Genomic DNA, 12,612 nt, shown 5'->3' with positions numbered 1-12,612 from the left:
GTATCCTAGAAGAGGTTACCTCTTCCTCAGCGGATCTCCCCATGCTTCCTGGTCGCGATTTCTTCGATGCGCTTGCTGCCGCCGCCAAGGCCGAGACCCTGCCACGCTTCCGCACCGGCCTTTCGGTGGTCAACAAATTGCTGGGCGGGTTCGACCCGGTGACCGAAGGCGACCGCGCCGCCGAGACGGCAATCCGGGCGCTGATCACTGAGAAGTTTCCCGAGCACGGCATTCTCGGTGAGGAGCATGGCAATGTCGGCCTCGACCGCGAACATGTCTGGGTGATCGACCCGATCGACGGCACGCGCGCCTTCATCTCCGGCTTGCCGGTCTGGGGCACACTGATCGGCTTTCAGTCGAAGGGCCGCGCCGTCATGGGCCTGATGGACCAGCCTTTTATCGGCGAGCGTTATTTCGCCGACGGCACCCGCGCCTGGTATTCAGGCCCGGATGGCGAGCGCCAGATTTCGGTGCGCGACTGCGGCAGCCTTGCCGATGCCACCCTGTTCACCACCTCGCCGCATATCTTTTCCGGCGACGATCTGGCGAAATACCGTTCGGTCGAGGAAAAGGTGCAGCTGTTCCGTTACGGCTGCGATTGCTACGCCTATGTGCTGCTCGCCTCCGGCCATGTGGATATCGTGGTCGAGAACAACCTGAAGCCTTATGACGTCGGTGCGCTGATCCCGATCATCGAGCAGGCCGGCGGCATCATCACCACCTGGGACGGCGGGCGCCCGGAAAACGGCGGCAATATCCTCGCGGCCGGCAGCAAGGCCGTGCATGCGGAAGCGATGAAGCTGCTTTCCGGCAAATAGGCAGGCAGACAGACCCGGGGATCACGCGGCGGTTTCGGAAAGGCCGAAGCTGCCATCCTGGCCGGGCATGAAGGCCTCGATTGCCGCGAGCGCCTGGGCTCGATAAATATCCTTGTCGTGAAAGACTTCGTGGCGCGCGCCATTGATGGTGATGAGCTGGCCGGCGCGGAAATTGCGCGACAGTTCCTCCTGCGCCGCATAGGGGACGATGGCGTCGAGAACGGGAGCGAGGATCAGGGTCGGAATGGTGATCCTGGTCAGATGCGATTGAGAAGATACGCGGCGAGCGGCCTTGAACGTCTCGTGCAGCCAGCGGGCCGTCGGCGGACCGATCGCCAGCTCCGGATGGGCGGCGCCGATCTCCATGTTGCGGGCGAAACGTTTGCGGTCGGAGGTCAGCGGGTTGCCTTCGAAGGCGCGGTTGCTGCGATCGGTACCCATCGAGACGCGGCCGAAACCGGTCCAGCTGGCAATCCCGGCGAGCGTGCGGATGAAGCCTTCCGGGACACCCTGACCCGAGAGCGCGATATAGGGGGCCGCAACCGCCATCCGGTTGATGCGGTTCGAAAGCCGCGGGGCGGCCGAGAGCGCGATCAGGGCGCCGGTCGAGTGTGCGATCAGGAAGAAGGGCAGGCGGGCATCCGGCAGCACGATATGTTCTAGGAAGATCTCAAGATCCCGCTCGTAATCGGAAAAGCGGCGGACATGGCCCTTGCTCGGATTCTTCGTCAGCCGCTGCGAGCCGCCCTGGCCGCGCAGGTCGAAGGTCGCGACCCAGAGGCCCATGGCGTTGAGGTCACGGATCGTTTCGAAGTATTTTTCGATGGACTCATTGCGGCCCTGCACGAGCACGATAGTGCCGATCGCCGGTGATATCTCGGAGCGAAACAGACCGTAGCGTAACCGGGTGCCGCGGTGGCCGGTGAAATAGCCGGCCGAATAATTGGCCGGCGCCGGGTTGCCCGGGGTCGGGTGGAGAATGTCGTCGATGGAATCTGCCGCTTCGCTCATGCCGGCCAGCGTCAGCCAGCGGCGGCGGGACGTCAAGGAAAAAGCGCGGCTGGCGACAGCCGATGGCGCGCCCGGCGAAATCGAGGAAATGGAGGGCTTGCACGCGTCCGGCCAAACATGTGTATTCAACCGCAATTACAGATTTCCGGATGTCCGTCGGTCCGCCCGAGCACGGGAGTGTGCGAGGAGGTAGTTGGCGTCAGTCGACGTATAAGAGGGAGACAAGCCATGTATTACGCAATTCTTGCCTATCACCAGGAGGGAGTGGTGCAATCCTGGACCGAGGAGGAGGATCAGGCGCTGATGACCGAGTTGCTCGAGGTCAATGACCGCCTGGTTGCGCAGAAATCCCTGGGACCTGCCGCCCGGCTCGGGCCGACCGAAGGCGCGGTGACGCTGCGCGGCCAGGGCGAGGGAATGGTTATCGACGGACCGTTTGCCGAGACCAAGGAACAATTGCTTGGCCTCTATGTGGTGGACTTTCCGACGATCGAGGGAGCTATTGCGGCTGCACGGGATCTGCGCCGGGCCAATCCGACGGCGGTCTACGAAATCAGGCCGATCCTGCTTTATCTGCCGGGCGCATCGCTGGAGTCTCGGGCCGAGGACTGAAGCAGTTTTTCAGCAGGAAAAAAGAAGCCGGAATCGCGGGTCTAGGGATACCCTAAGCGATTCCGGCAATTGATGACCGAAGCGAAGGGACGAATGGAGCTTCGGTCGAGAGAGACAGTCTGCCTTCCACTGTCTTTTCTATCAAAACGATCCTGAACCGGCTCGAAACGGGCTGTTCATGTCAGGTTCACGCGCAAAACTGCGCCGCGAACCGGGCTCTTGAAGCCGCGGAAATCAATCCCCATCTGAACTCTGCGGGCGCCAAACGGGTCCGCCGAACGGGACCGCATTGCCAATGAAGGGATGCGCAAACCCAGATGAAAACCGCAACGTCGCTTCCCAAGGAGGACTCCATGCGTCACGTCGATTTTACCCCCCTTTACCGCTCCACCGTCGGTTTCGACCGTCTTTTCAACCTGCTCGACAATCGCGGGCCGGCAGACCAGACCCCCAGCTATCCGCCCTATAATATCGAGCGCACCGGCGATAACACCTATCGCATCACCATGGCCGTTGCCGGTTTCGATGAAAAGGAACTGAGCCTCGAAGCCCATGCGAACGTGCTGACCGTGAAGGGTGAAAAGAGCGAAGACGAAACCGCTGCCGAACAGAGCGAATACCTCTATCGCGGCATCGCCAAGCGCGCCTTCGAGCGCCGCTTCCAGCTCGCCGATCATGTCGAAGTGCAGTCCGCTTCGCTGAAGAACGGCCTGCTCCATATCGACCTTCTCCGGAACATTCCGGAAGCCATGAAGCCCCGTCGCATCGCGATTGCCGCAGACGCAGTCGCTCCGAAGACGATCGAGGCTCAGGTCACCCCGCAGCAGGTCAACTAACCCGCTGCCGGGCACCCGGCCGATATAGTCGAGCAAGCCCAATGCGGCCCTTCCTCTTGGGGGAAGGGCCGTTTTTCGCTTTTTGGGGAGTTAACTTGCGGCGGTCTTTCGGGGGCGGCCGCCCTTACGGCCATTTTCTCGGGCCGTTGCCGCTTTTGCCGCTGAACGGACCTTACCTCCGGCTGCACCCAGTTGAGCGGCCATCCAGTGTTTCGATCCAAAAATGCCTTGGAGGAGGCCGGGGACATAGACGTCGACGTCAAGTTTCGGCCAATGAAGGCCAAGGCCGGTGGGGCTGATCTCAATCCCGGAGAGTTCGTCCGGGGAGGCTTCGGATAGGCCTTCGATCTTTCCGGTTGGAATAGCCACCTGGACATCGGTATTCAGAGCGATCACGACGCGGGACGAGCGTCGATCATAACGGGCCGACACGGCATAACCCGCCTCCCGCAGAGCCTGCATACGTTCTTCGGCTGCTCTCAGTTCCTGTTCAGAAATCGCCATGATGGGCACTCCATGCCGCACAAAGAGCGGCTATTTCTTCTGCGAGGGCTTCCTCGATGCGGCGGAGTTCCGCGAGCTTAAAACCGTAGCTCTCCCGCAACTCCAGTGGTCCGCCGGGACAATTCAGGATGAAGACCGCTTCTCCAGCGCCCTTTACATGAACATGCGCGGGACGGTGATCGTTGGGATAGATCACGACGCGCAGGCCAGCAAAGCGTAAAACGGTCGGCATGGCTCAATATAGTAAAACCCAAGCGCTTTGGAAAGCGCCTGGGTTCAATATCTCTCGTCGTAAAAGGTGAGTGACGCGGCACCTCAAGCCGCAGCCGGTGCCGCGACCGCATCCTTCTTCGCCTTCAGGCGGTTCGCATATTTCTGGGCGATGACGGCGCAGGCCATCAGCTGGAGCTGGTGGAAGAGCATCAGCGGCAGGACGATGGCGCCGATCGAGGAGGACTGGCCGGAGAAGATGGCGTTGGCCATCGGCACACCGCTTGCCAGCGACTTTTTCGATCCGCAGAAGGTGATGGTGATCTCGTCTTCCTTGTTGAAGCCGAGAGCCCGGCTGCCGAACATGGTGATGCAGATGACGACTGCCAGCAGCGCCATGTCGACCAGGATGACGACGCCGATATCAAGCGCCGAAAAGGTGTGCCACAGGCCTTCCATGACCGCTTCCGAGAAGGCGAGATAGACGACCATCAGGATAGAGCCGCGGTCGACGGGAGCGAGGATCTTCTTCTTCGAGCGGATCCAGTTGCCGATCCAGGGCTGCAGGATCTGCCCGACGATGAACGGGGCGAGCAGCTGCAGCAGGATACTTTCGAGCGCGTCCCAGGAGAAGCCGGCGTCCCCGGTGGTCGACAGCAGGATGCCGGCGAGAAGCGGCGTCAGGAACATGCCGAAGATGTTGGAGCCGGAAGCGGCGCAGATCGCCGCCGGCACGTTGCCGCCGGCGATCGATGTGAAGGCGATCGAGGACTGCACGGTCGAAGGGAGCACGCAGAGGAAGAGGATGCCGGCATAAAGCGGTGCCGCCAGGATATCTTCCGGAATGAAACCAATCATCAGCCCGAGGAGCGGGAAGATCGCGAATGTCGTCAGCAGAATCGTCAGGTGCAGGCGCCAGTGCAGGATGCCCGCCACCACCACGTCGCGCGACAGGCGCGCGCCATGCAGGAAGAACAGCAGGCCGATGGCGATGTCGGTCGCGACGTTGAACCAGTCGGCATAAACGCCGTGGATCGGCAAGACCGAAGCGAGGATGACGGTGCAGACGAGAAGGACCGTGAAGCGGTCCGGCAGAAAACGGCTCATAGGCAAGATTCCTCGGATTTGAGGATTTACCCATCTCTTATCATGAAGCAAAATTCAAACACTAACAGTTATCACGGTAACGGATAGCCATGCTGAACCTTCATCATTTGAACAGTTTCGTCATGCTGCAGCAGACCGGCAGTTTTACCGAAGCCGCGGCCCGGCTGGGCCTCGGCCAGTCGACCGTCACCCAGCATATACAGCGGCTGGAAAAATCGCTCGGCCGGCAGCTGGTGTTCCGCGATACCCATCAGGTGAAGCTGACCGCGGAAGGCGAGGCACTGGTCGGCTACGCGCGCGGCATGCTGGATCTGAACGGCAAGGTCGCCTCGCTGTTCGGCGAAAGCCGGTTGCGCGGACGGCTGCGGCTCGGGGTTTCGGAAGACGTGGTGGCGAGCCGGCTGACCTCGATCCTCGAGGATTTCATCCGGCTTTATCCACTGGTCGATCTGGAACTGACCGTGGCGCTCTCGGCCGTGCTCTACCAGATGCAGGACATTGGCGATCTCGACCTGGTTCTGGCAAAGCGGCATATCGGGGAGACGCATGGCCGGCTGCTTTATCGCGAGCCGCTGGTCTGGCTGGCGCGCGATCCGGACCATGTCCTGTCGCGCGGCGATGCGTTGCCGCTGATCGCGTTTCCGCCGCCGAGCATTACGAGGCGTGTCGCCCAGGAGGCGCTCGACCGGGAGAAGATGGCCTGGCGGATCGTCTGCACCTGCGGCAGCTTGAGTGGGCTCACCGCTGCGGCGCGGGCCGGCATGGGCGTGCTTGTCCAGCCGCGCAGCATGGCGCCGGCGGGGCTCAAGGAAATCCCCGCGGACCGGCTACCGGTGCTGGAAGACGTGGAATTCGTGCTGGTTCCACGACGGGGCGCCGATGCCGCGCTCACGGAAGCGCTGTCGGGCCTGATCATGGCGCAGATCGCGCCACAACATCAAGCGTGACGGTCGCCAGAGAGGTGCCTGGCTCGCTGGGCAGGGGGCAAGCGCATATGGATAGGACGCCCGTAAGGGCAGGGCAAGCGCATATGGAGATGCGAGGCGGCGCGGCAAACTCCCTCTGATCTCCCTCCTTGTGGGGGAGATGTCACGAAGTGACAGAGGGGGGTAGCGCCGGTGAGGCAAATACAATGACCGAAGAATCTGCCGCGGCACCCCCCTCTGCCCTGCCGGGCATCTCCCCCACAAGGGGGAGATCGAATCGCGGCGCCGTCTTGCGGGATAGGCGTCAGCTCGCCGAGCAGATCGACAGGAACTGGTCGATATCCTCTTCGGTGGTGGCAAACGAGGTGACGAGGCGGATCAGGGTTTCGTCGTCCCTGACCGGCTCCGGCATGTTGGTCGGCACCGGCCAGCCGTAGAATTTGGCGCCCCTGGCTTCGGCTGCCTCGGCCGACGCCTTGTTGAGGACGGCGAAAACCTCGTTGGAGGTCGTGTCCCAGGCAAGCCGCGTGCTGTTCAGCGAACCGATGCCGGCGCGCAGGCGGTCGGCCATGCTGTTGGCGTGGCTTGCCATGTTGAGCCAGAGGCCATCCTGCAGGTAAGCATCGAACTGGGCCGAGATGAAGCGGGTCTTGGAAAAGAGCTGGGCGGCGCGCTTGCGGATGAAGGCGAAGTCCCTGGCGAGTTCCGGATTGAAGAACACGATCGCTTCGGCACACCAGCAGCCGTTCTTGGTGCCGCCGAAGGAGAGGATGTCGATGCCGCGCCTCCAGGTCATTTCGGCGGGGGAGACGTCGAGCGAGACCAGTGCGTTGGCGAAGCGGGCGCCGTCCATATGCACCGGCAGGCCGTTCGCCTTGGCGATCGCGGTAATCGCGTCGATCTCGTCCAGCGTATAGATGGTGCCGGTCTCGGTGGCCTGGGTGAGGGTGACGGCGGCGGCGCGGCCGTGATGCAGCGAATCCTGCGGAAAACCGGCGATGCGGGCGCTGAGCTTCTCCGGATCCATCTTGCCGTCTTCGCCTTCGACCGGAACCATGCGCATGCCGGAAAAGAAGTCGGGCGCGCCGCATTCGTCCTCGATCACATGCGCTTCCGTGTGAGAGAAGGCGACGCCGCCGACCCGCGCGATGCTGGCAAGCGACAGCGAATTGGCCGCCGTGCCGGTAGAAACGAAATAGACGGAGACGTTCCGTTCGAAGATCTCGTTGAACCGGGCCTCGACCGCCTTGTCGAGGTCGCTGTTGCCATAGGCGGCGGCAAAACGGGTCGACTCCTTGGAGAGGCGTTCATTGATGGACGGATGGGCGCCGGCCCAGTTGTCGGAAGCGAAGAACATTTTGAAAAATCACCCTGGAAGCTTTGTCTTGGAAGGCGTGCGGAGATTAATCTTTTTGAACCGGTAATCAATCGGCGAGGTCGGCCGAAAGGCCAAAACGGTTAGGTCAGCAAGTAGCACGCTTTAAAACCCGCCCGAACGTAATTAAATTTCGACATCTACGGCATTTGGCGTAATCTTCTGTCGCCAAAAGCGGCAGATTTTTAGCAGTCGCTCTTGTCGCCGGTTAACTTCTGTGGCATAAATTTTGAAAATTAGGACAGAGGTGCTGTCCTAATTCCGGGAAATGAAGCGATAATTGGCGCGTCTTTTTCCGCTGACGCTCACGCCGATCCGGGTTATGTTGCGCTGCAAAGCTGCAACTGACGCTGGAGCGGCGCCATCGCATGAAGCACGGGATGGAGCTTATGCCTGTCATCCCCAAGAGACAATTGAGAGCCACTTTGCCCGCTGCCGAAGGCGGCCAACAGGAGGAATGACGATGACGAAGACCATCTCCGAGATATCCGGCGCTGAAGCCCCGATGTCGGCCGAGACGACAGTTCGCGTTCCATTTGTCGTCGGCGGTTTGCCGATGGCTCAGGGCCTCTATCACCCGCGCAACGAGCACGATGCCTGCGGCGTCGGCTTCATTGCCCATATGAAGGGCAAGAAGTCGCACCAGATCGTCAAGGACGGCCTGTTCATCCTCGAAAACCTGACGCATCGCGGCGCCGTCGGCGCCGATCCGCTGATGGGCGACGGTGCCGGCATCCTGGTGCAGATCCCCGACCGTTTTTTCCGCGAGGAGATGGCAAAGCAGGGCGTCACCCTGCCGAAGGCCGGCGAATATGCCGTCGGCCATATCTTCATGCCGCGCAAGGCGGATGAAATCGAGCACTATAAGAAGGTAATCCAGGACGTCGTCGCGGAGGAGGGGCAGCAGTTCCTCGGTTTCCGCGATGTGCCGGTCGACAACTCGTCGCTCTCCAAGGCGCCTGACATCGCCGCCACCGAGCCGCATCACGTCCAGGTCTTCATCGGTGCCGGCAAGGACGCCGCGACGAACCATGATTTCGAGCGCAAGCTGTTCCTGATCCGCAAGGTGATCTCCAACCGCATCTATGACGCGTTCGGCGGCGTCGACATGGGTTTCTATCCGGTGTCGCTGTCGTCCTCGACGATCGTCTACAAGGGCATGTTCCTCGCCTATCAGGTCGGGGCCTATTACAAGGACCTCGCCGATCCGCGGTTCGAGACGGCGGTGGCACTGGTGCACCAGCGGTTCTCGACCAACACCTTCCCGTCCTGGAAGCTCGCGCATCCCTACCGCATGGTCGCCCATAACGGCGAAATCAACACGCTGCGCGGCAACGTCAACTGGATGGCGGCCCGCCAGGCGTCGGTCTCTTCGCCACTGTTCGGCGACGATATTTCCAAGCTCTGGCCGATTTCCTACGAAGGCCAGTCGGACACGGCCTGTTTCGACAACGCGCTCGAGTTCCTCGTGCGCGGCGGGTATTCGCTTGCCCATGCAGTCATGATGCTGATCCCGGAAGCATGGGCCGGCAACCAGTCGATGTCGAAGGAGCGCAAGGCCTTCTACGAATACCATGCCGCCCTGATGGAGCCGTGGGACGGTCCTGCTGCCGTTGCCTTCACCGACGGTCGCCAAATCGGCGCGACGCTCGATCGCAACGGCCTGCGTCCGGCCCGCTACATGGTGACCGACGACGACCGGATCATCATGGCGTCGGAATCCGGGGTTCTGCCGGTGCCGGAAGAGAACATCGTCAAGAAGTGGCGCCTGCAGCCCGGCAAGATGCTGCTGATCGACATGGAAAAGGGCCAGATCATCTCCGACGAGGAGCTGAAGTCCGAACTTGCGACCAAGCATCCTTACGGCAAGTGGCTGGACAAGACCCAGCTCATCCTCGAAGACCTGAAGCCGGTGGAGCCGCGGGCGCTGCGTCGCGACGTGTCGCTGCTCGACCGTCAGCAGGCCTTTGGCTACACCTCGGAAGACACCAAGATCCTGATGTCGCCGATGGCGACGACGGGCCAGGAAGCCATCGGCTCGATGGGCACCGACACGCCGATTTCGGCCATGTCGGAAAAGTCGAAGCTGCTTTATACCTATTTCAAGCAGAACTTTGCGCAGGTCACCAACCCGCCGATCGACCCGATCCGCGAGGAGCTCGTGATGAGCCTCGTGTCGTTCATCGGTCCGCGTCCGAACATTCTCGATCACGAGGGGGCTGCGAACGCCAAGCGCCTGGAAGTGCGCCAGCCGATCCTGACCAACGGCGACCTCGAGAAGATCCGCTCGATCGGCCACACCGAAGACCGGTTCGACACCAAGACGCTCGATTTCACCTATGATATCGAGCGCGGCGCCGAAGGCATGCCGGAAATGCTCGACCGTCTCTGCGAACGCGCGGAAGCGGCGGTCAAGGGCGGCTACAACATTATCGTGCTCTCCGACCGCCAGATCGGCCCGGACCGCATCGCGATCCCGGCACTGCTGGCGACGGCTGCCGTGCACCATCACCTGATCCGCAAGGGTCTGCGCACCTCGGTTGGCCTCGTGGTTGAATCCGGTGAGCCGCGCGAAATCCATCACTTCTGCTGTCTCGCCGGTTATGGCGCAGAAGCCATCAACCCCTATTTGGCCTTCGACACGCTGACCGACATGCACATGCGCGGCGAGTTCCCCAAGGAAGTGGATTCCTCGGAAATCGTCTATCGCTATATCAAGGCGGTCGGTAAGGGCATCCTCAAGGTCATGTCCAAGATGGGCATTTCGACCTACCAGTCCTATTGCGGTGCGCAGATCTTCGATGCCATCGGCCTGTCTTCGGGTCTGGTCGAGAAGTATTTCTTCGGCACGGCTTCGAACATCGAAGGCGTCGGTCTGGAAGAGATCGCTGAGGAAACGGTTTCCCGCCACCATGCCGCCTTCGGCAAGGACCCGGTCCTCGCCTCGACGCTCGATATCGGTGGCGAATATGCCTACCGCATGCGCGGAGAAAGTCACGCCTGGACGCCGGATGTGGTCGCAACGCTGCAGCACGCGGTGCGCGGCAACAGCCAGGAGCGCTACCGCGAATTCGCTGAGATGGTGAACGAGACGGCAGTTCGCATGAATACCATTCGCGGCCTCTTCAAGATCAAAAAGGCCGGTGAGATCGGCCGCACGCCTGTCTCGATCGACGAGGTGGAGCCGGCCGTCGATATCGTCAAGCGGTTCTCGACCGGCGCCATGTCGTTCGGCTCGATTTCCCGCGAGGCGCATACGACGCTGGCCATCGCCATGAACCGGATCGGCGGCAAGTCGAACACCGGCGAGGGCGGCGAGGAAAGCGACCGTTACATGCCGCTGCCGGACGGTTCTCAGAATCCGGAACGCTCGGCGATCAAGCAGGTCGCGTCCGGCCGCTTCGGCGTCACGACCGAATACCTGGTCAATGCCGACATGCTGCAGATCAAGGTGGCGCAGGGCGCGAAGCCCGGCGAAGGTGGCCAGCTGCCCGGCCACAAGGTCGATGCGACGGTTGCCAAGACCCGGCATTCGACGCCAGGCGTCGGCCTGATCTCGCCGCCTCCGCACCACGACATCTATTCGATCGAAGATCTGGCGCAGCTGATCTACGACTTGAAGAACGTCAACTCGACCGCCGACATTTCCGTCAAGCTCGTCTCGGAAGTGGGTGTCGGCACGGTTGCCGCAGGTGTGGCCAAGGCGCGCGCCGACCATATCACGGTCGCCGGCTTCGACGGTGGCACGGGTGCATCGCCGCTGACCTCGCTGAAGCATGCGGGTTCGCCTTGGGAAATCGGCCTTGCCGAAACCCAGCAGACACTGGTGCTGAACGGCCTTCGCTCGCGCATCGCGCTGCAGGTGGATGGTGGCCTGAAGACCGGCCGCGACGTCATCATCGGCGCGCTGCTCGGTGCCGATGAATTCGGCTTTGCGACGGCTCCGGTGATCGCTGCCGGCTGCATCATGATGCGCAAGTGCCACCTGAACACCTGTCCGGTCGGCGTCGCCACCCAGGATCCGGTTCTGCGTAAGCGCTTCAAGGGTACGCCCGAGCATGTCATCAACTACTTCTTCTTCGTCGCCGAAGAAGTGCGCGAGATCCTGGCATCGCTCGGTTTCACCCGCTTCGACGAGATCATCGGCATGGTCGAGCTTCTGGAGAAGGACGAGATGATCGCCCACTGGAAGTCCAAGGGGCTCGATTTCTCGAAGATCTTCCACAAGGTGGAGGCTCCGAAGGAGGCGACCTACTGGACGCAGCGCCAGAAGCATCCGATCGACGACATTCTCGACCGCAAGCTGATCGAGAAGTCGCAGGCTGCTCTTGAGAACAAGGAGCCGGTGGTCTTCGAAGTGCCGATCAAGAACGTCGACCGCTCCGTCGGCGCGATGCTGTCGGGTGCGCTTGCCAAGCGCTGGCGCCACAAGGGCCTCAAGGACGACACGATCCATGTGACGCTGCGCGGCACGGCCGGGCAGTCGTTCGGCGCGTTCCTTGCGCATGGCATCACCTTCGATCTGGTCGGCGACGGCAACGACTATGTCGGCAAGGGCCTGTCTGGCGGCCGGATCATCGTCCGTCCGCCGGAAAACTCCAGGATCGTTGCCGAGAACTCGATCATCGTTGGCAATACCGTGCTTTACGGTGCGATCACCGGCGAGTGCTATTTCCGCGGCGTTGCCGGCGAGCGCTTTGCCGTTCGCAACTCCGGTGCCATCGCCGTCGTCGAGGGCGTGGGTGACCATGGCTGCGAATACATGACCGGCGGCATCGTCGTCGTGCTCGGTGAGACGGGCCGCAACTTCGCGGCCGGCATGTCCGGCGGCGTCGCCTATGTGCTCGACGAGAGCGGCGATTTTGCCAAGCGCTGCAACATGGCGATGGTCGAACTCGAACCGGTTCCGGAAGAGGACGACATGCTGGAGAAGCTGCACCATCACGGCGGCGACCTCATGCACAAGGGACGCGTCGACGTGTCCGAGGACATGACGCGTCACGACGAGGAGCGCCTCTACCAGCTGATCTCCAACCATCTGCACTACACGGGCTCCAACCGCGCCAAGGAAATCCTCGACCGCTGGAGTGAATACCGGCCGAAGTTCCGCAAGGTCATGCCGGTCGAATACCGCCGTGCGCTGGTCGAGATGGAACGGATGCGGATGGGCGTCGCTGCGGAATAAGTTTCGCGCGGGTTGTTAGGTTTTAACC

10 protein-coding genes are annotated in these 12,612 nt (G+C 61.8%); 5 read left to right on the top strand and 5 right to left on the bottom strand.

The features are described from left to right. Positions 1 to 41: 41 nt before the first annotated feature. The gene (gene hisN / locus RG540_RS15270; protein ID WP_038589520.1) at positions 42 to 818 is read left to right on the top strand and encodes a histidinol-phosphatase; all 777 of its coding nucleotides are present in this window, start codon (positions 42 to 44) and stop codon (positions 816 to 818) included. 21 nt (positions 819 to 839) lie between these two features. Here hisN and RG540_RS15265 read toward each other — a convergent pair whose 3' ends face one another. Continuing rightward, positions 840 to 1,808 (bottom strand): alpha/beta fold hydrolase, encoded by a 969-nt coding sequence (locus tag RG540_RS15265; protein ID WP_038593923.1) that lies wholly within the window; start codon positions 1,806 to 1,808, stop codon positions 840 to 842. 249 nt (positions 1,809 to 2,057) lie between these two features. On the opposite strand from RG540_RS15265, the gene RG540_RS15260 reads away from it, so the two are divergent. Both RG540_RS15260 and RG540_RS15255 read left to right on the top strand, forming a co-directional pair. After that, positions 2,058 to 2,441, top strand: coding sequence for a YciI family protein (locus RG540_RS15260; RefSeq protein WP_038589518.1), 384 nt, complete (start codon positions 2,058 to 2,060; stop codon positions 2,439 to 2,441). A gap of 353 nt (positions 2,442 to 2,794) precedes the next feature. Then, positions 2,795 to 3,277, top strand: a complete 483-nt coding sequence (locus RG540_RS15255) for an Hsp20 family protein (protein WP_038589515.1) — start codon at positions 2,795 to 2,797, stop codon at positions 3,275 to 3,277. Positions 3,278 to 3,367: 90 nt separating this feature from the next. Here RG540_RS15255 and RG540_RS15250 read toward each other — a convergent pair whose 3' ends face one another. The 3 genes from RG540_RS15250 to RG540_RS15240 form a co-directional block, all read right to left on the bottom strand. Continuing rightward, positions 3,368 to 3,781: a DUF2442 domain-containing protein gene (locus RG540_RS15250; protein WP_038589513.1), complete on the bottom strand. Its 414-nt coding sequence runs from the start codon at positions 3,779 to 3,781 to the stop codon at positions 3,368 to 3,370. After that, positions 3,768 to 4,013, bottom strand: coding sequence for a DUF4160 domain-containing protein (locus RG540_RS31705; protein ID WP_080724954.1), 246 nt, complete (start codon positions 4,011 to 4,013; stop codon positions 3,768 to 3,770). Before RG540_RS31705 ends, RG540_RS15250 begins: the two co-directional genes overlap by 14 nt. 83 nt (positions 4,014 to 4,096) lie before the next feature. Further along, positions 4,097 to 5,098 carry a bile acid:sodium symporter family protein gene (locus tag RG540_RS15240; RefSeq protein WP_051909445.1) on the bottom strand — a complete coding sequence of 334 codons (1,002 nt, stop codon included), beginning with the start codon at positions 5,096 to 5,098 and terminating at the stop codon, positions 4,097 to 4,099. 89 nt (positions 5,099 to 5,187) lie between these two features. Between RG540_RS15240 and RG540_RS15235 the strand changes: the two genes are divergently transcribed. Continuing rightward, the gene (locus RG540_RS15235; RefSeq protein WP_038589508.1) at positions 5,188 to 6,045 is read left to right on the top strand and encodes a LysR family transcriptional regulator; all 858 of its coding nucleotides are present in this window, start codon (positions 5,188 to 5,190) and stop codon (positions 6,043 to 6,045) included. A gap of 283 nt (positions 6,046 to 6,328) precedes the next feature. Here RG540_RS15235 and RG540_RS15230 read toward each other — a convergent pair whose 3' ends face one another. After that, positions 6,329 to 7,381 (bottom strand): threonine aldolase family protein, encoded by a 1,053-nt coding sequence (locus RG540_RS15230; RefSeq protein WP_038589505.1) that lies wholly within the window; start codon positions 7,379 to 7,381, stop codon positions 6,329 to 6,331. A gap of 481 nt (positions 7,382 to 7,862) precedes the next feature. Here RG540_RS15230 and gltB point away from each other — a divergent pair, with 481 nt between their 5' ends. Next, positions 7,863 to 12,584, top strand: a complete 4,722-nt coding sequence (gene gltB, locus RG540_RS15225) for a glutamate synthase large subunit (RefSeq protein WP_155414797.1) — start codon at positions 7,863 to 7,865, stop codon at positions 12,582 to 12,584. Positions 12,585 to 12,612 lie beyond the last annotated feature (28 nt).

The sequence above is a fragment of the Neorhizobium galegae bv. orientalis str. HAMBI 540 genome (assembly GCF_000731315.1).
Classification (GTDB): Bacteria; Pseudomonadota; Alphaproteobacteria; order Rhizobiales; family Rhizobiaceae; genus Neorhizobium; species Neorhizobium galegae.
Note: the sequence above shows the minus strand (reverse complement) of the source record. Positions and strands in the feature narration are given on the sequence as shown.